Source organism: Cellulomonas sp. Root485, from assembly GCF_001426705.1.
Taxonomy (GTDB): domain Bacteria; phylum Actinomycetota; class Actinomycetes; order Actinomycetales; family Cellulomonadaceae; genus Cellulomonas.
The window spans coordinates 31545-52609 of the sequence record NZ_LMFC01000006.1 but is presented as its reverse complement, the minus strand read 5'-3'; the positions used below and the strand labels follow the sequence as shown (position 1 = coordinate 52609).

At 71.0% G+C, this 21065-nt stretch carries 20 protein-coding genes; 12 read left to right on the top strand and 8 right to left on the bottom strand.

The window, feature by feature from the left end:
• Nucleotides 1–72: 72 nt before the first annotated feature.
• Nucleotides 73–618: a GNAT family N-acetyltransferase gene (locus ASD16_RS21015; protein ID WP_055922722.1), complete on the top strand. Its 546-nt coding sequence runs from the start codon at nucleotides 73–75 to the stop codon at nucleotides 616–618.
• Between the two features lie 5 nt (nucleotides 619–623).
• Here the strand turns inward: ASD16_RS21015 and ASD16_RS21010 are convergent, their stop codons facing one another.
• Nucleotides 624–1217 carry a TetR/AcrR family transcriptional regulator gene (locus ASD16_RS21010; protein ID WP_055922719.1) on the bottom strand — a complete coding sequence of 198 codons (594 nt, stop codon included), beginning with the start codon at nucleotides 1215–1217 and terminating at the stop codon, nucleotides 624–626.
• A 100-nt stretch (nucleotides 1218–1317) separates the two neighbouring features.
• Here ASD16_RS21010 and ASD16_RS21005 point away from each other — a divergent pair, with 100 nt between their 5' ends.
• Both ASD16_RS21005 and ASD16_RS21000 read left to right on the top strand, forming a co-directional pair.
• Entirely contained in the window at nucleotides 1318–2322 is a 1005-nt protein-coding gene (locus tag ASD16_RS21005; protein WP_055922716.1) for a hypothetical protein, read from the top strand.
• A gap of 58 nt (nucleotides 2323–2380) precedes the next feature.
• A complete protein-coding gene (locus ASD16_RS21000) occupies nucleotides 2381–2611 on the top strand; it encodes a hypothetical protein (protein WP_055922713.1) in 231 nt (76 codons plus the stop codon).
• A gap of 9 nt (nucleotides 2612–2620) precedes the next feature.
• Here the strand turns inward: ASD16_RS21000 and ASD16_RS20995 are convergent, their stop codons facing one another.
• On the bottom strand, nucleotides 2621–3412 hold the full coding sequence (locus ASD16_RS20995; protein ID WP_055922711.1) for an SDR family NAD(P)-dependent oxidoreductase: 792 nt from the start codon (nucleotides 3410–3412) through the stop codon (nucleotides 2621–2623).
• A gap of 135 nt (nucleotides 3413–3547) precedes the next feature.
• On the opposite strand from ASD16_RS20995, the gene ASD16_RS20990 reads away from it, so the two are divergent.
• Nucleotides 3548–4474 carry an RNA polymerase subunit sigma-70 gene (locus tag ASD16_RS20990; RefSeq protein WP_055922707.1) on the top strand — a complete coding sequence of 309 codons (927 nt, stop codon included), beginning with the start codon at nucleotides 3548–3550 and terminating at the stop codon, nucleotides 4472–4474.
• On the opposite strand, the gene ASD16_RS20985 is transcribed toward ASD16_RS20990, so the two are convergent.
• On the bottom strand, nucleotides 4471–5811 hold the full coding sequence (locus tag ASD16_RS20985; protein WP_055922704.1) for a deoxyribodipyrimidine photo-lyase: 1341 nt from the start codon (nucleotides 5809–5811) through the stop codon (nucleotides 4471–4473). The genes ASD16_RS20990 and ASD16_RS20985 overlap by 4 nt on opposite strands.
• Before the next feature lie 86 nt (nucleotides 5812–5897).
• Here ASD16_RS20985 and ASD16_RS20980 point away from each other — a divergent pair, with 86 nt between their 5' ends.
• A complete protein-coding gene (locus tag ASD16_RS20980; protein WP_055922701.1) occupies nucleotides 5898–7451 on the top strand; it encodes a peptide MFS transporter in 1554 nt (517 codons plus the stop codon).
• Nucleotides 7452–7475: 24 nt separating this feature from the next.
• A complete protein-coding gene (locus ASD16_RS20975; protein ID WP_055922873.1) occupies nucleotides 7476–8138 on the top strand; it encodes a 4a-hydroxytetrahydrobiopterin dehydratase in 663 nt (220 codons plus the stop codon).
• Between the two features lie 123 nt (nucleotides 8139–8261).
• Here the strand turns inward: ASD16_RS20975 and ASD16_RS20970 are convergent, their stop codons facing one another.
• On the bottom strand, nucleotides 8262–9242 hold the full coding sequence (locus tag ASD16_RS20970; RefSeq protein WP_200943026.1) for a LacI family DNA-binding transcriptional regulator: 981 nt from the start codon (nucleotides 9240–9242) through the stop codon (nucleotides 8262–8264).
• A gap of 173 nt (nucleotides 9243–9415) precedes the next feature.
• Between ASD16_RS20970 and ASD16_RS20965 the strand changes: the two genes are divergently transcribed.
• The 6 genes from ASD16_RS20965 (at nucleotide 9416) to ilvD (ending at nucleotide 18317) form a co-directional block, all read left to right on the top strand.
• Nucleotides 9416–10717 carry an ABC transporter substrate-binding protein gene (locus ASD16_RS20965; protein WP_055922695.1) on the top strand — a complete coding sequence of 434 codons (1302 nt, stop codon included), beginning with the start codon at nucleotides 9416–9418 and terminating at the stop codon, nucleotides 10715–10717.
• 5 nt (nucleotides 10718–10722) lie between these two features.
• Nucleotides 10723–11763 carry a carbohydrate ABC transporter permease gene (locus ASD16_RS20960; RefSeq protein ID WP_082571056.1) on the top strand — a complete coding sequence of 347 codons (1041 nt, stop codon included), beginning with the start codon at nucleotides 10723–10725 and terminating at the stop codon, nucleotides 11761–11763.
• Entirely contained in the window at nucleotides 11760–12656 is an 897-nt protein-coding gene (locus ASD16_RS20955; protein WP_055922693.1) for a carbohydrate ABC transporter permease, read from the top strand. Before ASD16_RS20960 ends, ASD16_RS20955 begins: the two co-directional genes overlap by 4 nt.
• A gap of 117 nt (nucleotides 12657–12773) precedes the next feature.
• Complete coding sequence (locus ASD16_RS20950) at nucleotides 12774–14993, top strand: glycoside hydrolase family 3 N-terminal domain-containing protein (protein WP_082571055.1); 2220 nt, start codon at nucleotides 12774–12776, stop codon at nucleotides 14991–14993.
• Between the two features lie 226 nt (nucleotides 14994–15219).
• Nucleotides 15220–16503, top strand: a complete 1284-nt coding sequence (locus ASD16_RS20945; protein ID WP_055922687.1) for an extracellular solute-binding protein — start codon at nucleotides 15220–15222, stop codon at nucleotides 16501–16503.
• 71 nt (nucleotides 16504–16574) lie between these two features.
• On the top strand, nucleotides 16575–18317 hold the full coding sequence (gene ilvD, locus ASD16_RS20940; RefSeq protein WP_055922684.1) for a dihydroxy-acid dehydratase: 1743 nt from the start codon (nucleotides 16575–16577) through the stop codon (nucleotides 18315–18317).
• Between the two features lie 51 nt (nucleotides 18318–18368).
• Here ilvD and ASD16_RS20935 read toward each other — a convergent pair whose 3' ends face one another.
• The 4 genes from ASD16_RS20935 to ASD16_RS20920 all read right to left on the bottom strand — a co-directional run bounded on the left by ASD16_RS20935 (nucleotide 18369) and on the right by ASD16_RS20920 (nucleotide 21064).
• On the bottom strand, nucleotides 18369–18692 hold the full coding sequence (locus ASD16_RS20935; RefSeq protein ID WP_055922681.1) for a transcriptional regulator: 324 nt from the start codon (nucleotides 18690–18692) through the stop codon (nucleotides 18369–18371).
• Nucleotides 18692–19123 (bottom strand): hypothetical protein, encoded by a 432-nt coding sequence (locus ASD16_RS20930; RefSeq protein WP_157454058.1) that lies wholly within the window; start codon nucleotides 19121–19123, stop codon nucleotides 18692–18694. The genes ASD16_RS20935 and ASD16_RS20930 overlap by 1 nt, the downstream gene beginning before the upstream one ends.
• A gap of 97 nt (nucleotides 19124–19220) precedes the next feature.
• Nucleotides 19221–20129, bottom strand: a complete 909-nt coding sequence (locus tag ASD16_RS20925; RefSeq protein WP_055922676.1) for a carbohydrate ABC transporter permease — start codon at nucleotides 20127–20129, stop codon at nucleotides 19221–19223.
• A complete protein-coding gene (locus ASD16_RS20920) occupies nucleotides 20129–21064 on the bottom strand; it encodes a carbohydrate ABC transporter permease (RefSeq protein WP_082571054.1) in 936 nt (311 codons plus the stop codon). Before ASD16_RS20920 ends, ASD16_RS20925 begins: the two co-directional genes overlap by 1 nt.
• Nucleotide 21065: the final 1 nt, after the last annotated feature.

Genomic DNA, 21065 nt, shown 5'->3' with positions numbered 1-21065 from the left:
CGCCGGTAACGTCCCTGGTACACCCGAGCCGTAGCGTTCGCCTCTGGTCGATGAGGGGACGAGGAGGCACCGATGGAGAAGCCCACGCTCCAGGGCGAGATGATCGTGCTCCGACCCCTCCGGGCGAGCGACGCGGACGCGCTGTGGGAGTCGGTCAACGACGCCGACGGCAACCGGCTCACCGGTACGACGCAGGTGTTCACGCGCCAGCAGATCGACGACTGGTGCGCGACGATCTCGTCGGTCGAGGGCCGGATCGACCTGGCGGTGACCGCGAACGGGTCCGACGAGTACCTGGGCGAGATCGTCCTCAACGAGATCGACGAGGTCGTCCGGTCCGCCAACCTGCGGCTCGCGATGCGTCCGGGCTACCGCGGGCGCGGGTACGGCACGGAGGCGATCCAGCTGATCCTCGGCCTCGCGTTCGACGGCCTCGCGCTGCATCGCGTCGAGCTGGACGTGCTGAGCATCAACGCCCGCGCGAAGTCCCTCTACGAGAACCTCGGCTTCCGGGTCGAGGGCCGTAAGCGCGACGCCTACCGGGACGGTGACGGGTACTGCGACGCGATCATCATGGGCCTGCTCGAGGACGAGTACCGCGCGAGCCAGCTGGACTAGCTGATCTACCGCGGTAGGTACTTCTCCACAGCCTTCAGGTAGGCCTCGGCGTCGAAGTCGGGCGCGAGCGCCGACTGGACGACGAACCCCTGCACGGCGGAGATGAGCAGCGGCGCCTGCTCGGCGGCGAGCACGTCGGCCTCCTCGGGCGGGGTGCCGTGCGTGCGTTGGTGCCACAGGGACGTGTACTCGATCAGCGCGCTGCGCAGCCGCACGATCACGTCGTGGGCGACGGCCCGCACCTGTGGCTCGGTGACGCCCTCGCCCCACAGCTGCAGCATGATCGCCGGGTTGCCGATCGCGCGGAGCATGCCGCCGATCAGGACGCGGGGGAGGGTGGGCGGCGGGGCCAGCGGCTCGGTGCGCGCGAGGCGCTCGACGTCGAGGATCCGGTTGCCGACGACGCGGGACGCGACGTCGACGATGATCGCGTCCTTGCTGGCGTAGTGCCCGTAGATCGCGCCGGCGGACAGGCCGGACTCGGCGATGATCTCCGCCATCGACGTGGCCTGGAAGCCCTTGCGGCGGAAGGCGCGCAGGGCGGCGTCGGCGATCTCGTCGCGGCGGGCGACGCGGTACTCCTCGGTGACCTTGGGCACCCCGCACTATAAAAACGAATGATCGTTCTTGACAAGCATGGCGTGTCGGGGGTTCGCTGGACCTACAAGAACGAACGTTCGGTTTAGAAAGGATCTCGTCATGCTGCACACCCCGTGGCGCCACCTGCTCGGCCTGGGCGCCGGGCTCGTCGGCGTCCTCACCGTCCTCGTGCTCGCCTTCCTCTGGCCGGCGGTCACCTCCGAGCCGCGCGACCTGCCCGTCGCCGTCGCCGGTCCGGCCGCCGCGGTCGCGCCCGTCGCGCAGGGCCTCGACGAGCGCGCGCCGGGTGCGTTCGAGGTGCTCCCCGCCGCCGACCGCGCCGCCGCCCTCGACCTCGTCGAGACGCGCGAGGCCTACGGGGCCCTGGTCCTGGGGGACCAGCCCGAGGTCGTCGTCGCCTCCGGCGGCAGCCCGCTCGTCGCGCAGCAGCTCACGGCCCTCGCGCCCGTGCTGCAGGCGCAGCTGGGCGTCCCCGTCCCGGTGACCGAGGTCGCCCCGCTGCTGCCCGGCGACGAGCGTGGCGCCATCCTCGGGGCCGTGACGTTCCCCCTGGTCATCGGCGGGATGATCGGTGGCATCGCCATCTCGGTCACGGTCGTCGGGGTCTGGCGCCGGGTCACCGCGGTCACCGCCTACTCGGCGCTCGGCGGGCTCGCGGTCGCCGGGGTGCTGCAGGGCTGGTTCGGCGCGCTCGCCGGCTCGTACTGGGTCAACGCGGGCATCATCGGCCTGGCGATCCTCGCGATCGGCGGTGTGATCGTCGGTGTCGTGTCCATCGTCGGTCGGCCCGGCATCGCGATCGGTCCGGTGCTGTTCCTGCTCATCGCGAACCCGATCGCGTCCGCCGCCCAGCCCTGGCAGATGCTGCCCGCGCCGTGGGGTGCGATCGGCCAGTGGATGCCCCCGGGCGCCGCCGCCGCTCTCCTGCGCGACGAGACGTACTTCCCGCAGGCCGACACCACGCAGCTGTGGGTCGCGCTGGCGTCGTGGGCGCTCCTCGGCCTGCTGCTGGCGACCGTCGGCCACTTCCGCGACACGGGGGCCGCCTCGCAGGCAGCGATCGAGGAGGCGTCCGCCGACCACGACCGGCTGGTGACGGTCTAGCACCACCCGATCCGTCGGCGAGAATGGTCGCCTCCCACGACGACGAACGGCAGCACCGATGGCACCCGACGACCGCGCGACACCCCCCGGCAGCACCGTGATCGACGACGCTCCCCGGTGGGTGTGGCCGGCGGTCGTCGCCGCCACGGTGCTGCTGTTCGTCGGCCAGACGCTCGCAGCAGCCGACAACGGCTGGCCGCTCGGTCGGACGCTGACGGCGCTGTCGATGTCGGTCGTCGTCGTCCTGACCAGCCTCTCCTGGCAACGGGCGAGACGCCGCCGCGAGTAGAGCTCCGGCTCAGTCGTCCAGGCTGCCCAACGTCAGGTTGAGGGTCGTCCCGGTCATCCCGCTCGCCCGGTCCGACGCGAGGAAGACAGCGGCGTCCGTCATCTCCTCGAGCCGCATCAGGCGGCGCGGGTGCGTCCGGGCGGCGAGCATCTCCTGCCACTGCTCCCAGGTCAGCCCGGACGCGGCGGCGCGCGGCTCGTAGGCCCGCCGGATCGTGCGCGTGTCCGGCATGGCCTGGGGGCGCAGGCCGACCACGCGGATGCCGTGCGGGGCCAGCTCGGCGGACAGGTCCCGCGTGAGCGCCTCCTTGGCGGCCTGCGCGGGGCCGTAGCCGCCGACCAGGGGAAGCCCGGTCCGCGAGTGCAGGGCGGTGACGGTCATGATCACCCCCGACCCGGCGGGGATCATCCGCCGGGCCGCCAGCCGGGCCGTGAGGAAGTACGACGTCGTGTACGTGGCGAGGGGGAGCGCGAACTGTGCGGCGTCGAGCTCGACGAGCGGCAGCCCCAGGATGTCCCCGTCGGGGATGCCGATGGCGTTCACCGAGATGTCGACGCGGCCCGAGGTGTCCACCACGTGCCGCAGGTGCTCGTCGACAGCCCGCTCGTCGAGCGCGTCGACCTGCGCCGCCTCGGCGGTGAAGCCCTCCGCGACGATCTTGTCGGTGACGACGTCGACCGCCGCCTTGTCGCGTCCCGTGACGTGGACCGTCGCGCCCTCGGCCGCGAACGCCCGGGCGAGCGCGCTGCCGATGGAGCCCGCGCCCCCGTAGACCACGGCGACCTTGTCCTGCAGCAACATGGTGATCCTCTTCCTGTCGGTGCGCCGTCCCTGCGACGGCAACCGACCAGGTAGACACCGCGACGCAGCGGAACTGGGCGCCCAGTTCGTGCACCGTCCGGTGTCTGTACGCCAGGGTGGGACGAGGGAGGTCGCATGACGCAGGTGGACGAGGACACAGCCTTCAGTGAGCTGACGGCGCCGTACCGGCGGGAGCTCCTGGTGCACTGCTACCGGATGCTCGGGTCGCTGCAGGATGCCGAGGACGTCCTGCAGGACGTGCTCCTGGCGGCGTGGCAGGGTCTCGACTCCTTCGAGGGGCGGTCGTCCCTGCGCACCTGGCTGTACCGGATCGCCACCAACCGGTGCCTCAACGCGCGTCGCGCGGCCGCCCGCCGGCCACCCCAGGCGTGGGACGTGCCCGGGGTGGACCTGGTCGAGCCCAGCCGGCTCGGGGAGGTCGTGTGGCTGGAGCCGTTCCCCGACGCCCTCGTCGGTCCGGGCCCCGAGGCGCGCTACGAGCGCACCGAGTCGATCTCGCTGGCCTTCGTCACGGCGCTCCAGGTCCTGCCGCACCGCCAGGTGGCAGTCCTTCTCCTGCGCGACGTCCTGGGGTTCCCCGCGCGCGAGGTGGCCGACATGCTCGACACCAGCGTCGACTCGGTGACGAGCGCCCTGAAGCGAGCGCGGGCCGGTCTGCGGGAGGCCCGACCGTCGGGCACCACCACCCCCGGCGACGACGCGCTCGTCGCCCGGTTCGTGAGTGCGTACGAGTCGGCCGACGTGGTCGCGCTGGTGGCCCTGCTCACCGACGACGTGTTCATCTCGATGCCACCGATGCCGTACGAGTACGTCGGCCGGGAGCTCGCCGCCCGCTTCTGCGCGGGCATCCTGGGCGGGGGCCGCCGGTTCGAGCTCGTCGCGACGTGCGCCAACGGGCAGCCGGCGTTCGTGACGTACCTGCGGGCGTCCGACGGGTCCCGCCGCGGCACGGGTCTCCTCGTCCTCACCCTGGACGGCGGGCGGATCTCCGCGATGACCCGCTTCGACGCGACGGTGCTGAGCAGGTTCGACGCCGGCTAGCCGCGGCCGCGGTGGAAGTCGTCGAGGGCGACCTTGCGCTCGACCGCGTGGTCGACGATCGGCGGGGGGTAGTCCTCGGGTGCCTCCAGCCCCAGCTTCCACGGCTGGTGCACGGCACGCCCGGCGATGCCGCGCAGCTCCGGCACCCACTGCCGCACGTAGGAGCCGTCGGGGTCGAACTTCTCGCCCTGCGACACGGGGTTGAACACGCGGAAGTACGGCGCCGCGTCCCGCCCGGTGCCGGCCACCCACTGCCAGTTCAGCTGGTTCTGGGAGATGTCCCCGTCGACGAGCCAGTCGAGGAAGTGCGCCGCTCCGCGCTGCCAGCGCACGTGCAGGTCCTTGACCAGGAACGACGCCACGACCATGCGGACGCGGTTGTGCATCCAGCCCAGCGCGCGCAGCTGGCGCATGCCGGCGTCGACGAAGGGGTAGCCGGTCCGCCCGCCCGCCCAGGCCTCGAAGGCGGCGCTCCCGGTGTCCCACGAGTCCTCCGGCACGACGGTGCGCAGCGACCGCTGCGTCGCGCCGGGGTGGTGCCACAGGACGTCGGCGTGGAACTCGCGCCACGCCAGCTCGGACCGGAACGTGGAGACGTCGAACGGCGCCTCCGCCAGGTCGGCCAGCAGCGTGCGGGGGTGCAGCTCGCCGTACTTCAGCGGGATCGAGAGCATCGAGGTGCCGTCGAGGTCGGGTCGGTCGCGCAGGCTGGCGTACTCGGCGAGCCCGTCGTGCAGGTACTCGGTCCAGCGCCCGTGGGCGGCGCGTTCACCGGCCCGGGGGAGCCGCACGTCCGTCAGGGGCTCGTCGGGGATCCCGTCGGAGCGCACGTCCGCCCACGGGACCCGCTGAGGTCGGGGCGCCGGGGCGGACCAGCCGTGGTCGAGCCACGCGCCGCGGAACGGGGTGAACACCTGGAACGGTGTACCGCCCTGCGTGGTCAGCCGGCCGGGCGCGACGGCGTACGGCGAGCCGGTGCGGACCAGCGGCACGTCGAGCGCGCGCTCGACTGCGTCGTCGCGCCGCCGGCCGTAGGGTTCGGTCGCCGCGGTGACGTGCACCGCCGGGGCGCCGACCTCGCGCGCGACCGCGGGCACCACGTCGGACGCCCGCCCGTGCCGGACCGCTAGCCGTCCGCCGAGCGACTCGTCGAGCGCCCGCAGGCTGCGCGTGAGGTAGGTCAGCCGCGGGGTTCCCGCTGCGCGCCACAGTGCGGGGTCGACGACGAACAGCGGCACGACCTCGTCGTCGGCATCGCGCGCCTGCTCGATCGCGGCGAGCAGTGCGGGGTTGTCCGCGAGCCGCAGGTCGCGACGGAACCAGTGGATCGTGGGCACCCGGCGACGGTAACCGGGGACCGTGCTCGCCGCTCGTCCGGCCGCTGCCGGTGGTGCGCACCCACCGGCGAGGCCACGATGGGCAGATGAGCGGCGCAGCCGACGCGCAGGTGGGGGGCCCTGGGGGGACCGAGCCGAGCGCCCGCAAGAGCGACACCCTGCCCAAGGACCGCGCCTTCTTCGGCCAGCCCCTCGGCCTGTTCACGCTGTTCGGCACCGAGCTGTGGGAGCGGTTCAGCTACTACGGGATGCGCGCCATCCTGCTCTTCTACCTGACGGACACGCTGGCCAACGGCGGTCTCGGGATCGAGCAGACGTCCGGCGAGGCGCTCGTCGCCGTCTACGGGTCCTCGGTCTACCTGCTGTCCGTGCTCGGTGGCTGGCTCGCGGACCGGTTCATCGGCGCACGGCGGTCGGTCCTGTACGGCGGCATCATCATCGCCGCCGGTCACCTGTTCCTCACGGTGCCGCAGGCGTCGTTCTCGTTCCTCGGCATCGTCCTGGTGGCCCTCGGCACCGGCCTGCTCAAGCCGAACGTGTCGAGCATGGTCGGCGAGCTGTACGACCGGGACGACCCGCGCCGCGACTCGGGCTTCTCGATCTTCTACATGGGGATCAACATCGGGTCCCTGGCGGCGCCGTTCCTGGTCGGCGCGGCGCGGGCGGTCGGCGGCTACCACTGGGGCTTCGCGGTCGCGGCGATCGGGATGGCGATCGCCCTGGTCTTCTTCGTCGCCGGGCGCAAGTACCTCGGGGGAGCGGGCGACGTCCCGCCGAACCCGCTGGCCCCCCACGAGCGCCCGGCGGTGGCCCGGCTGCTGGTGGTCGTCGCCGTCGGCGTCGTGCTCGCGTTCGGCCTCGCCGCGCTGATCCAGGGTGGCTTCGGCCTCACGTCGTTCATCGACGGGATCTCCTACCTCGCGTTCGCCGCGCCGGTCGCGACGTTCGTCGTGATGTTCCGGTCGCGCAAGGTGAACGACCACGAGCGGACCCGGCTGCGCGCCTACATCCCGCTCTTCGTCGCCGCCATGATCTTCTGGATGATCTTCGAGCAGGCCGCCAGCACCCTGGCGTCCTACGCGCAGGACAACACCGACCTGACGCTGTTCGGCGTGACCGTCTCGCCCGAGCTGTTCCAGTCGATCAACCCGGCCGCGATCATCGTGCTGGCGCCGGTGTTCGCGTGGCTGTGGATCAAGCTCGACGACCGTCCGCCGACCGCCGTGAAGTTCGCGCTCGGCCTGACGTTCGCCGCGCTGAGCTTCGTGTTCCTGGCCGGGGCGTCGTGGCTGGCCGACGGTGAGAAGACGTCGGCGTGGGTGCTGATCATCGTCTACGTGATCCAGACCGTCGGTGAGCTGTGCCTCTCGCCCGTCGGCCTGGCCGCGACCACCCTGCTGGCGCCGAAGGCCTACCGCGGGCAGGCGATGGCGCTCTGGTTCCTGGCGCCGTCAGCCGGCAATGCCATCGCCGCGCAGGTGATCCAGTCGACGCCGGACGTCGCCCCGGCCGCCTACTTCGGGGTCATCGGGCTCGTCGCGCTCGCCTTCGCCGGGGGCATGTTCGCCCTCGCCCCGTGGGTCACGCGGCACATCCGGGCGGGCGCCGACTCCGAGGCCGAGGCGGCGCTGCAGCACTGACCGCCCGGTGGCAGGGTGGTCGGCATGGCTGACACCACCCTCCTTCGGCACTCCGACGTCACGGCTGCGGTCGACCAGCGGCACTGGCGCGTCCTGCTCCAGTCGCTGCGCGCCACGTTCACGACGCCCGACTTCACCACGGCGGCCGCCTTCGTCTCGCGGATCGCGGCAGCGGCCGACGAGGCGAACCACCACCCGGACGTGGTGCTGCGCTGGGGGCAGGTCACGGTGACCACCTCCAGCCACGACGCCGGCGGCCTGACCCAGCGCGACGTCGACCTCGCCGCGACGGTGACCGCCCTCGCCGACGAGCTGGGGGTGACCGGCGCGGCCCCGTTGAGCGGGATGCTCGAGATCGCCGTCGACGCCCTCGACATCCCCGCGGTCCGCCCGTTCTGGGCGGCGGTCTTCGGGTACGACGTCCGCAACGACGACGACCTCGTCGACCCCGCCGGGATCGGCCCGTCCATCTGGTTCCAGCAGATGGACGCGCCCCGGCCCCAGCGCAACCGGATCCACTTCGACGTGATCGTCGGGCACGACCAGGCGGAGGCGCGCGTCGCGGCGGCGATCGCCGCGGGCGGCCACCTGGTCAGCGACGAGCGCGCGCCCGCGTTCTGGGTGCTGGCCGACGGCGAGGGCAACGAGGTCTGCGTGTGCACGTGGCAGGCGCGCAGCAACAGCTGAGCACAGGCAAGCCGAAGGCCCCGGATCGGAGTGGAGGTTGATCCGGGGCCTTCGACGTTCGGGGGTGCTACGACCGCGGCATCTGACGTGAGGTGTCCTGTCCGCGGGGACGGCGAGCGAGGGTCACTGGCGCGGCGGGGCGCAGGACGCGCGGACCACCAGCTCGGTCGGGAGCCGCAGGTGCGTCGGCCGTTCCTTGCCCTCGATCAGGTCGACCAGCAGGCGCAGCGCCGCAGCGCCCATCTCCTGCAGCGGCTGGTTGATCGTGGTCAGCGGGGGAGTGGCCAGCGCCGACTCGGGCACGTTGTCGAACCCGATCACCGACAGGTCGTCCGGCACCGTCATGCCCAGCTCGACCGCGACCGCCATCACCTGGATGGCCGAGAGGTCGTTCGCGGCGAACACGGCGGTGGGCCGGTCGGGGTTCCCCAGCAGCGCGCGCGCAGGCGCGTCCGCGGTCTCGGGGCGGTACCCACCGACGGCGACCAGGGACTCGTCGACCGGGAGGCCGGCCGCGTCCATCGCCTTGCGGAACCCGTCCTCACGCAGCCGGGCGGACTCGAGGTCGAGGCGTCCGCCCAGGAAGCCGATCCGGCGGTGCCCCAGGCTGATGAGGTGCTCGGTGGCCAGCACCGCGCCGGCGTAGTTGTCGGAGTCGACGGTCGGGAGGCCGGTCGGGCCGGTGTGCGGGTCGACGGCCACGACGTGCACGCCGGTGTTTGCCTCGACGACCGTCGGGGTCACGATGATGGCGCCGTCGATCAAGGTGCCGGACAGCCGGGACAGGTAGCGCCGCTCCCAGCCGACGTCGGCGCCGCGGCCACCACCGGAGTAGGCGAGCAGCTCGTAACCCGTCGAGCCGACGGCCGAGGACGCCCCCTTGAGGAGCTCCGTGCTGAACGGCTCGAACTCCGCCACGAGGATGCCGAGCACGTTGGTGCGGTGGCTGCGCAGCGACCGCGCGCCGAGGCTGGCCTCGTACCCGAGCTCGTCGATGACCTCCTGGACGCGGGTCAGCGTGGCCTGGGCGACGCCGTACCGCCCGTTGACGACCTTGGAGACCGTCGCGACAGACACGCCTGCCGTCCGGGCGACGTCTTCCATCTTCACGCGAGGTGTCGAGTCCACGTTGTGGAGCATAGAGCATAGTTTCGATAACGTTATCTACCTGAGACCTTCGTTTCGATAACGTTATCGACAACGATTGACACCACACAGACTCGGGTGCCAACCTTGGCGCCGTCCAGCCCTGTCAGTGACGACGAGGAGATTCAACGATGATGAGGACAACAGTCCTTCGCACCCTTGCCCTGGGTGCTGGTATTGCCCTGCTGGCGACCGCCTGCAGCTCGGGCGACGCGGGCGACGACTCGACCGACGGCGCCTCCGGCGACACGACGATCACGTGGTGGCACAACTCCAACACCGGTGACGGCAAGGACTACTACGACAAGGTCGCGGCCGACTTCGAGGCCGCCAACCCGGGCGTGACCGTCGAGGTCAACGCCATGCAGCACGAGGACATGCTCACCAAGCTCGACGCCGCGTTCCAGAGCGGTGACGCCCCCGACATCTACATGGAGCGTGGTGGCGGCGAGCTGGCCGACCACGTCGAGGCGGGTCTGACCAAGGACATCTCCGAGGCGGCCGCGGACACCATCGAGAAGATCGGTGGCTCCGTCGCCGGCTGGCAGGTGGACGGCAAGACCTACGGTCTGCCGTTCTCGGTCGGCGTCGTCGGCTTCTGGTACAACAAGGCGCTCTTCGAGCAGGCCGGCATCACCGAGCCGCCCGCCACGTGGGACGACTTCAACGCCGCCGTCGACAAGCTCAAGGCCGCGGGCATCGAGCCCGTCTCCGTGGGTGCCGGTGACAAGTGGCCGGCCGCCCACTACTGGTACTACTACGCGCTGCGCGAGTGCTCGCAGGACGTCCTGACCGACGCCGTGCAGACGCTCGACTTCTCGGACCCGTGCTTCGTCAAGGCCGGCGAGGACCTCGAGGCGCTCATCGGCACGGAGCCGTTCAACGCAGGCTTCCTGTCCACCCCGGCCCAGACGGGCGCGACCAGCGCCTCGGGTCTCCTGGCCACCGGCAAGGTCGCCATGGAGATGCAGGGCCACTGGGAGCCCGGCGTCATGCAGGGCCTCACGGAGGACGGCAAGGGTCTCGGCGAGAACACCGGCTGGTTCCCGTTCCCGGCCGTCGACGGCGGCGAGGGCGACCCGGAGGCCGCACTCGGTGGCGGTGACGCGTGGGCAGTCTCCGAGGAGGCGCCCGACGCCGCGGTGGACTTCGCGGTCTACCTGCTGTCGGACGAGGTCCAGAAGGGCTTCGCGGAGCTCGACATGGGTCTGCCGACCAACTCGACGGCCTCGCAGTACGTCTCGGACCCGGCCCTGGCCGAGCTCCTCAAGATCCGTGACGCGGCGCCGTACGTGCAGCTCTACTTCGACACGGCGTTCGGTGCCTCCGTCGGTGGCGCCATGAACGACGAGATCGCCCTGGCCTTCGCCGGCCAGGCCACCCCGCAGGACATCGTCGACGCCACGCAGGCGGCGGCTGACGCGGAGAAGTGACCGACGTGGCAGACGAGACGACCGCCCGCGTGGGCGTCACCGCCTCGCCTGCGACGTCCTCCCCACAGGCCTCGGCCACCGGTCGCGCTTCGGCGCGGCCGGTGGCCCCGGCCCCGGGCGGACGCCGTGGGACGGGATCGGCCCTCCGCAAGCGCCTGGAGATCGCCTTCTTCGTGGCACCCGCCCTCCTGCTGTTCCTGTTCTTCGTGGTGGTGCCGATCATCCGAGCCGTCCAGCTCTCGGCCTACCGCTGGAAGGGCTACGGCCCGCTGGTCGACTTCGTCGGCCTCAAGAACTATGTGAGCGTTCTCAACAACGACGTCTTCACCGGCGCGCTCCAGCACAACCTGATCATCGTGGTGGCGTCCGTCGCCATCCAGCTCCCGCTCGGTCTGGCCATCGCGCTGCTGCTCAACCGCAAGATGTGGGGGCAGGGCGTCCTGCGCACGATCATCTTCGTGCCGTACGTGCTGGCCGAGGTCATCGCGGGCGTCGTGTGGTTCCAGCTGTTGCAGCCGAAGTACGGCGTCATCGACGCCATGCTCGATGCCGTGGGGCTGAGCGGGCCCGAGCAGGGCTTCCTCGGCACCCCCGAGTACGCGCTCTGGACCGTCATCGTCGTCCTGACGTGGAAGTACCTCGGGCTCGCCGTGATCCTCTTCCTCGCGGGGCTGCAGGGCGTCCCGGAGGAGCTCTACGAGGCCTCGCAGATCGACGGCGCCAGCTGGTGGCAGACGCAGCGCAAGATCACGCTCCCGCTGCTGGGCCCGACCATCCGCACCTGGGCGTTCCTGTCGATGATCGGCTCGCTCCAGCTGTTCGACATGGTCTGGATCCTCACCCAGGGCGGCCCGGCCAACGCGACCACGACCATGGCGACGTTCCTCATCACCGAGGGCACCAAGCGGCAGAACTACGGGATCGCCGCGGCGGCCTCCGTGATCCTCTTCATCGTCGCCCTCGTCCTGGCCCTGCTGTACCAGCGCTTCATCCTGCGCCGGGACATCCAGGACCCCACCGCCTCCAAGAAGAAGGTGAAGGCATGAGCGCCGGCACCCTGGCCCCGACGTCCGCGACGTCGCCGAAGTCGCCCAGGACGCGAGGCGCGCGACGCAGGACCGGCAAGTACACCGGCGGCAACCCGCTCGTCTACGCGCTCGCCCTCGCCGTCGTCGCCCTCACCGTCGGCCCCGTGCTGTACGGCGTGCTCGGCGGCTTCCGGACCAACGCGCAGCTGGCCGAGTCGCCGGCGGGGATGCCGGACCCGTGGGTGCTGTTCAACTACACGGGCGTGCTGACCAACCCGAACTTCTGGAGGTACGCGCTCAACTCCACCGTGATCGCGCTCCTGACGACGGCACTCGTCGTGGTCTTCGGGATCATGGCGGCGTACCCGCTGGCCCGGTACAAGTTCAAGGGTCGCGAGCAGCTGTTCACCGTGTTCGTGCTCGGGCTCCTGTTCCCGGCGACCGTCGCGATCATCCCGCTGTTCATCCTCATCACGGACCTGGGCATGGGGAACACCTGGTGGGGCGTGGCCCTGCCCCAGGCGGCGTTCGCGCTGCCGGTGACGGTGGTCATCCTGCGCCCGTTCCTGCAGGCCCTCCCGGACGAGCTCGAGGAGGCGGCGCTGCTCGACGGTGCCTCCCGCATCGGCTTCTTCTGGCGGATCCTGCTCCCGCTGTCCGGGCCTGGCATGGTGACGGTCGGCGTGCTGGCGTTCGTCGGCTCGTGGAACGCGTACCTGCTCCCGCTGCTCCTGCTGCAGAGCGACATGAAGACGCTGCCCCTGGGCGTCGCGGACTTCTCGTCGGAGTACTCCTCCGACACCGCGGGCGTCTTCGCGTTCACCAGCCTGGCCATGATCCCGGCGCTCGTGTTCTTCCTCGCCATGCAGAAGCGGATCGTCAACGGCCTCCAGGGCGCGGTCAAGGGCTGATCCGTGCACACCCGCCCAGCACAGCACGTCACCACCGAAGGAGACAGATCCGTGACGGATCTTCAGACCCTGGCTGTTCCTGCTGTGGTCGACCGCGCGAGCGAGCTGCTCGCCCGGATGACCCTCGAGGAGAAGCTGGCGCAGATCGTCGGGTTCTGGGAGAAGGGCGACGGCGAGGTCGTGGCCCCGCTCCAGGGCGAGTTCACGCGCGAGCAGACGCTCGACGAGTCCACGCAGCACGGGCTCGGGCACCTGACCCGCGTCTACGGCACCCGCCCGGTCGACGCGGCCGAGCGTGCGCAGTGGCTGTGGAACCTGCAGCGCAGGCTGGTGCGCGAGACGCGGCTGGGCATCCCGGCCCTCGTGCACGAGGAGTGCCTGACCGGTCTGTCGGCGTGGCGCGCGGCGACGTTCCCGACGCCGCTGGCGTGGGGCGCGTCGTTCGACCCCGACCTGGTCGAGCAGATGGGTGCCGCGATCGGCGGGTCGATGCGGACGCTCGGCATCCACCAGGGTCTCGCGCCCGTCCTCGACGTCATCCGTGACCCCCGGTGGGGGCGGGTCGACGAGTGCATCTCGGAGGACCCGTACGTCGTCGGCACGGTCGGCACGTCCTACGTGCGCGGCCTGCAGTCGACCGGCGTGCACGCGACGCTCAAGCACTTCGTCGGCTACTCGGGCTCCCAGTCGGGGCGCAACTTCGCGCCGGTGCACGCCGGCCCGCGTGAGGTCGAGGACGTCCTGCTGGTGCCGTTCGAGATGGCGCTCCTCGACGGCGGGGCACGGTCGGTCATGAGCTCGTACAACGAGATCGACGGCGTCCCCGTCGCGGCCGACCCGCGCGTGCTCACCGGCATCCTGCGCGACCGCTGGGGGTTCGACGGACCGGTCGTCGCCGACTACTTCGGGGTGGCGTTCCTGCACCTGCTGCACGAGGTGGCCGGTGACCTCGGCGAAGCCGCGGGTCTCGCCCTCGCGGCCGGCGTGGACATCGAGCTGCCGACGGGCGACGCATATCTGACCCCGCTCGCCGAGGCGGTCCGTGCCGGACGCGTCGACGAGGCCCTGGTCGACCGGGCGGTCCTTCGGGCACTGCGGCAGAAGGAGGAGCTCGGGCTCCTCGACGCGACGTTCGACGACGAGCCGCCGGCCTCGGTGGACCTGGACAGCCCGCTGCACCGCGGTCTGGCAGCCCAGCTGGCCGAGGAGTCGGTCGTGCTGCTGTCGAACGACGGCACCCTGCCCCTGGTGAGCCCGGCGCGGATCGCGGTCATCGGCCCGAACGCCGACCGCGCCGAGGCCCTGTTCGGCTGCTACTCGTTCCTCAACCACGTGCTCGCGCACCACCCCGAGGTCGAGGTCGGGTTCGAGAGCCCGACGGTCCGGCAGGCGCTCGCGGCGGAGCTCCCGAACGCGGAGATCGTCTCCGCGCTCGGCTGCGCGGTCGACGACGACGACAGGTCGGGCTTCGAGGAGGCCGTGCGCGCGGCGACGTCCGCCGAGACGGCCGTGCTCGTCGTGGGCGACCACGCCGGGCTGTTCGGCCGGGGGACCGTGGGGGAGGGCTGCGACCGCGACGACCTCGAGCTGCCGGGCGTGCAGCGCGAGCTGGTCGAGGCCGTCCTGGCCTCGGGCACCCCTGTCGTGCTCGTCCTGCTGACCGGTCGCCCGTACGCGATCGACTGGGCCGTGGAGCGCTGCGCGGCTGTCGTGCAGGCGTTCTTCCCGGGCGAGGAGGGCGGCACCGCGCTCGCGGGGGTGCTCTCCGGCCGGGTCAACCCGTCGGGGCACCTGCCCGTCAGCCTGCCGCGCTCGGCCGGCGCGCAGCCGTTCACGTACCTGCACCCGAAGCTGGGCGGCAACGGCGACGTCACCAACCTGCGGAGCACCCCCGCGCTCCCGTTCGGTCACGGGCTGTCGTACACGACGTTCGTGCACAGCGACCTCGAGGTGGATGCGCAGGTGCCCACCGACGGGCACATCGGGGCGAGCGTCCGCGTCACCAACACGGGGGGCCGGCCCGGGGCCGACGTGGTGCAGCTCTACGTGCACGACGTCGTCGGCTCGGTCACCCGACCGGTGGCGCAGCTCGTCGGGTACCGGCGCGTCCACCTCGAGGCCGGCGAGTCCGCACTGGTGACCTTCTCGGTGCCGACGACCCGGCTGGCGTTCTCCGACCGTGACCTCGTCCGGGTGGTCGAGCCCGGCGAGGTCGAGCTCTGGGTGGGTCCGTCCTGTGCCGAGCGCGAGACCGAGGCGCGCACGTCGCTCACCGGCCCCGTCCACACGGTCGGCGTGGACAGCCCGCGCTGGACCGCGGTGTCCGTCACCGACTGAGCAGTCGAGAGGCCGTCGTCCGCGGGCTGCCGCAGGCGACGGCCTCGCTGTACCCACTGAAGCCTGCTGACCTGCAGAAATACCTGGATCCCCCGATCGGGGACAGCACTCTCGGTCTTCGATAACGATGTCGATAACGATGTCAGCCCGTCACGACCAGCACCGCCGCGCCGGTGCTGTCCGCACTTGTCCCAGCACGTCAATGACGACCTGAGAGGACGACGACATGGGAATCACACGCTGGGGGAGGTCGGTGGCCGCGGTCGCCGCCGCGACCGCCCTGCTCGCCGCCTGCGCAGGCACCGGGGGCGGCTCGGAGGGCTCCGACGGCCCGGTCACCCTGACGTGGTGGCACAACGGCGTCGACGAGCCGCTGAACAGCTACTTCGAGCGGGTGGCCCTCGGCTTCGAGGCCGACCACCCGAACGTCACGATCGAGAACGTGCCCATCCAGAACGAGGAGCTCAAGGCCAAGCTCGCCGACGCCCTGAAGACCGGTGGCTTCCCCGACATCTTCCAGCAGTGGGGCGGCGGGCAGATGGGCGAGCAGGTGGCCGCCGGGGTCCTGCTCGACCTGACAGACGACGTGAGCTCCGAGCTCGAGCTCATCGGCGGCTCGGCGGCCGGGTGGCAGCTGGAGGGCCGCACGTACGGGCTGCCGTTCAGCATGGGCGTGGAGGGCTTCTGGTACAACCGCGCGCTGTTCGAGCAGGCCGGGATCGAGAGCACCCCGATCCTCCAGGAGGACCTGGACGCGGCGGTCGCGAAGCTCCGGGCGGCGGGCATCGTGCCCATCGCCGTGGGCGCGGGGGACAAGTGGCCGGCCGCGCACTACTGGTACAACTACGCGCTGCGCGCCTGCGAGCCCGACACGATGATGGCGGCGGGCGCGTCGAAGAGCTTCAGCGACCCGTGCTTCGAGAAGGCGGGGACGGACCTGGAGGCATTCCTGGCCACGTCGCCCTTCCAGGACGGCTTCCTCGCAGCCCCGGCACAGCAGGGTGACACGAGCTCTGCGGCGCTCCTGGCCAACGGCGGTGTGGCGATGGAGCTGATGGGCCACTGGCACCCCGGTGTCATGTCGGGCCTGGCGGCGAACGGCACGGGCCTCGGCAACGACCTCGGCTGGTTCCCGTTCCCCCTGACCGCGGGTGGCCAGGGCAACGCGTACTCGGCGCTCGGCGGCGGCGACGGCTTCTCCTGCTCGGCGGACGCACCGCCCGAGTGCGTCGAGTTCCTGCAGTACATCCTGAGCGTCGACGTCCAGACGGACTACGCCGAGACGGGTGCGGGGCTGCCGGTCACGCAGGGGTCCGAGGCCGGGGTGAGCGACCCGAACATGGCGGCGCTGCTCGCCTTCCGCAACAAGGCGCCGTACGTGCAGCTCTGGCTCGACGTCGCGTACGGCAGCACGGTCGGTGGTGCGCTGAACGACGCGATCGCCCAGCAGTTCGCCGGCACCGGGTCGGCCGCGGGCGTCGTCGACGCGATGAACGCCGCCGCAGGGTGAGCGCGTGGGGACGCCGTCCGCAGGGTGACCCTCCTGCGGCAGCGCGCGGGCGCAGTCCTACACTCGCGAGCATGACCGTGACGTCGGACAACGCCCCCAGCTCACACGCCGGTCCTTCCGGCAAAGCAGTCGACATCAAGCCCCGCTCGCGCACCGTCACCGACGGCCTCGAGGCCACGGCCTCGCGCGGCATGCTCCGCGCGGTAGGCCTCGGCGACGACGACTTCGCGAAGCCCCAGATCGGCGTCGCCAGCTCCTGGAACGAGATCACGCCCTGCAACCTCTCGCTCCAGCGGCTGGCGCAGGCGGCGAAGGCAGGCGTGCACGCGGCGGGCGGCTACCCGCTCGAGTTCGGCACCATCTCGGTCTCGGACGGCATCTCGATGGGCCACGAGGGCATGCACTTCTCGCTGGTGAGCCGCGACATCATCGCCGACTCGGTGGAGACCGTCATGCAGGCCGAGCGCCTCGACGGCTCCGTCCTGCTGGCCGGCTGCGACAAGTCCCTGCCGGGCATGCTGATGGCCGCGGCCCGCCTCGACCTGGCCAGCGTGTTCCTGTACGCCGGGTCGATCGCACCGGGCTGGGTCAAGCTCGAGGACGGCACCGAGAAGGACGTCACGATCATCGACGCGTTCGAGGCTGTCGGCGCGTGCGCCCGCGGGCTCATGAGCCGCGAGGACGTCGACCGCATCGAGCGGGCGATCTGTCCTGGCGAGGGTGCCTGCGGCGGCATGTACACGGCCAACACCATGGCGTCCGTGGCCGAGGCGATCGGCATGTCGATCCCCGGCTCGGCCGCCCCGCCGTCCGCCGACCGCCGCCGCGACGCGTTCGCGCACAAGTCCGGCGAGGCCGTCGTCGAGCTGCTCCGCAAGGGCATCACCGCGCGCCAGATCATGACCAAGGAGGCGTTCGAGAACGCCATCGCCGTCGTCATGGCGTTCGGCGGCTCCACCAACGCGGTCCTGCACCTGCTGGCCATCGCGCACGAGGCCGAGGTCGACCTCACGCTCGCCGACTTCTCCCGGGTCGCCGCCAAGGTGCCGCACCTCGGTGACCTCAAGCCGTTTGGCCGCTACGTGATGAACGACGTCGACCGCATCGGCGGCGTCCCGGTCGTGATGAAGGCGCTGCTCGACGCGGGCCTCCTGCACGGCGACTGCCTGACGGTGACGGGCAGGACCGTCGCGGAGAACCTGGCGGACGTGAACCCGCCGGACCCCGACGGCAAGATCCTGCGCGCGCTGGACAACCCGATCCACAAGACCGGCGGCATCACGATCCTGCACGGCTCGCTCGCACCCGAGGGTGCCGTGGTGAAGTCTGCCGGCTTCGACTCCGACGTGTTCGAGGGGACGGCCCGCGTGTTCGAGCGCGAGCGCGCCGCGATGGACGCGCTCGAGGACGGCACGATCGTCGCGGGCGACGTCGTGGTCATCCGCTACGAGGGTCCCAAGGGCGGCCCGGGCATGCGCGAGATGCTCGCCATCACGGGTGCGATCAAGGGTGCGGGCCTGGGCAAGGACGTGCTGCTGCTCACCGACGGACGCTTCTCCGGCGGCACCACCGGGCTGTGCGTCGGGCACGTCGCGCCCGAGGCCGTCGACGGCGGCCCGATCGCGTTCGTCCAGGACGGCGACCGGATCCAGCTCGACGTGGCCAACGGGAAGCTGGACCTGCTGGTCAGCGCGGAGGAGCTGGAGGCCCGCAAGGCCGGCTGGGCGCCGCTGCCTCCCACGTACACGCGCGGGGTGCTGGCCAAGTACGCGAAGCTGGTGCAGTCGGCGTCGAAGGGCGCCGTCCTGATCTGAGAGGCGTGTGTCGAACGGCCCGGTCCTTCACGGACCGGGCCGTTCGCGCGTTCAGGCGCCCGCGATCGCCCGCAGCGCCGTGAGGTGCGCGCTCAGCGCCTCGCGGCCGGCCGGGGTCAGGCTGAGCCAGGTGCGGGGACGCTTGCCGACGTACCCCTTGCGCACGGCCACGTAGGCGGCCTGCTCCAGGGCGGTCACGGCCTTGCTGAGCGCCGAGTCGCTGATCTGCACCGCGTCGCGGACGGCGGCGAACTCGGCCTCGTCCGTCGCGGCCAGGGCGGCGACCACGGACAGCCGCACGGGGGAGTGGATGACCTCGTCCAGACGGGCGCGCGCCTCCTCCCCGACGGAGTCGCTGCCGGGGAGCGGGGGCATCAGGCGCGTCCCTCGCGCCAGGCGCCGACGGCCAGCGGGGCGGTGACGACGACCGAGGCGAGCAGCCAGAACAGGACGGACTCGCGCAGCCAGGTCAGGCCGACGATCAGCGAGACCGTGTAGGCGACGCCCCAGCCGCGGATGGCACCGATCCAGCGGCGTCCCATGCCTTCCTTGGTCACGGTGACGCCCCGGAGCAGGGCGAGGGAGAGCACCAGGCACGAGGCCATGTAGGCGCCGCACAGGACGAGGGCCGGGCCGTCGTCGGGGATCGTGCTCAGGCCGACGTAGAACATGAACGTGCTGGTCGCGAGGCCGGTGAGCCACTGGGCGTGCCGGTTCTGGCCGGCGGCGCGCAGCGATCCGGCGGCCCCGGCGGTCATCGCGAGCAGCTGGCGTGCCTCGTCGGGTGTGGGGTTTGTGGAGGTCATGGGAAGTACTTTCCACTAGAGAAACTACTTTCGCAAGACCTTGACGCCGTGGCGTGACGACAGGCCCGCTCCGGAGGGGGAGCGGGCCCGTCGTCGGCTACTTGATCGACCCGCGCGTGACCCCGGAGATGACCCAGCGCTGGCTGAAGATGTAGACCACCAGCAGGGGGGCCATGGCCATGAGGTAGGACGCGAACGCCACGGTGTAGTCGGTGTTGAACTGCCCCTGGAACACGTACTGCGCCAGCGGCAGGGTGCGCGCCCCGGGATCGGTGAGCACCACGAGCGGCATGATGAAGTCGTTCCACGCCCACACGCACGTGAGGATGCCGACCGTCGCGTTCATCGGGGTCAGCAGCGGGAAGATGATCTGCCGGAACACCCGCCACGTCGACGCACCGTCCACCCGTGCCGCCTCCTCGAGCTCGATGGGGATCGAGCGGATGTAGGCGGTGTAGATGAAGATGTTCAGCGACAGCCCGTAGATCGTGTAGAGCACGATCATGCCCGCCTGGTTGTCGAGCCCCAGGAGCGACGTCTGCTTCACGAGCGGCAGCATGATGATCGGGAACGGGATGAACAGGGCGGCCAGCAGGTAGAAGAAGACGCCCTTGAAGAACGGCCGGTGGATGTTGCGCGCGATGCCGTACGCGACGACCGAGCTGGTGAGCAGCGTGAGGACGACCGCACCGACGGTGATCATCGCGGTGTTCATGAGGGCCTGGGGGAAGCTCGTCCGCTCCCACGCCTCGGCGAAGTTCTCCCAGCGGACGGGGTTCGGCCACTCGAAGCCGGTGCCGGCGGCGAGCTGGTCGGGAGTCTTCAGGGCCACGACGACGGCCAGGTACAGCGGGATCAGGATCGTCAGGGAGCACACCGCGATCAGTGCGGTCACCCACCAGTTGATCTTGCGGGAGTCGTCGTCGGCGACGTTCTTGGTGCGACGGCGCCGGGGCTCGGGAAGGACGGCCTCGGCCTGGCCGAGCGCGGTTCCTGCGGTGGTCATCAGAAGTCCGCCTCTCTGCGCTGAAGGACCTTGAACTGGAACAGCGAGACGATGGTGATGACGATGAAGAAGATCACCGCGTTCGCCGACTGGTAGGCGAACTCCCCACCGGAGAACCCGCCTCGGAAGATGAGCAGGGTCACGGACTCCGTCGCCGTGCCCGGACCGCCGTTCGTCAGGGCGACGATCTGGTCGAACACCTGCAGGAAGCCCTTCAGGCTCAGCACGACGTTGATCGTGAAGAACGCGCTGATCAGCGGGAACGTGATCGACGAGAACTGCCGCCACGGCTTGGCGCCGTCCAGGGACGCGGCCTCGTAGAGCTCGCGCGGGATCGTCTGCAGCCCGGACAGGTAGATGATGATCGTGAAGGCGCAGGCCTGCCAGACGGCGAGCGCGACGATCGCCGTCCATGCCCAGGTCTCGTTCGTCAGGATGTTGTCGGCGATCAGGGGGATGCCCGACAGGATCTTCGGCAGCGAGCTGGAGAACAGGAACTGGAAGACGTAGCCGATGACCAGGGCCGCCAGGACGTAGGGCACGAAGTACACGCCCCGGAAGAGGTTGCGCGCCATGATCTTGGCGTTCAGGCCCATCGCGATGGCCAGCGAGATCGCGTTCGTCAGGATGGTCGCGGCGATCGCGAACAGGAACGAGAACCCGTAGGCCGCCAGGATGCGATCGTCCTTGAACAGGTTGGCGTAGTTGGACAGCCCGACGAAGTTCCACCCGCCGTAGCCGGCGTAGTTGGTGAAGCTGTAGAAGATGCCGACCAGCACCGGGACGGTGTGGAACAGGAAGAACGCGATGACCGCGGGCCAGACCATCCAGTAGAAGGTGGTCTGCGCGCGGCCGACCTTGACGGGCGGGATCGTCGTGCGGCCGGTGCCGCCGGCCGCGGGTGGGGCCGGTGGGGCTTGCGTGGAGGACGTCATC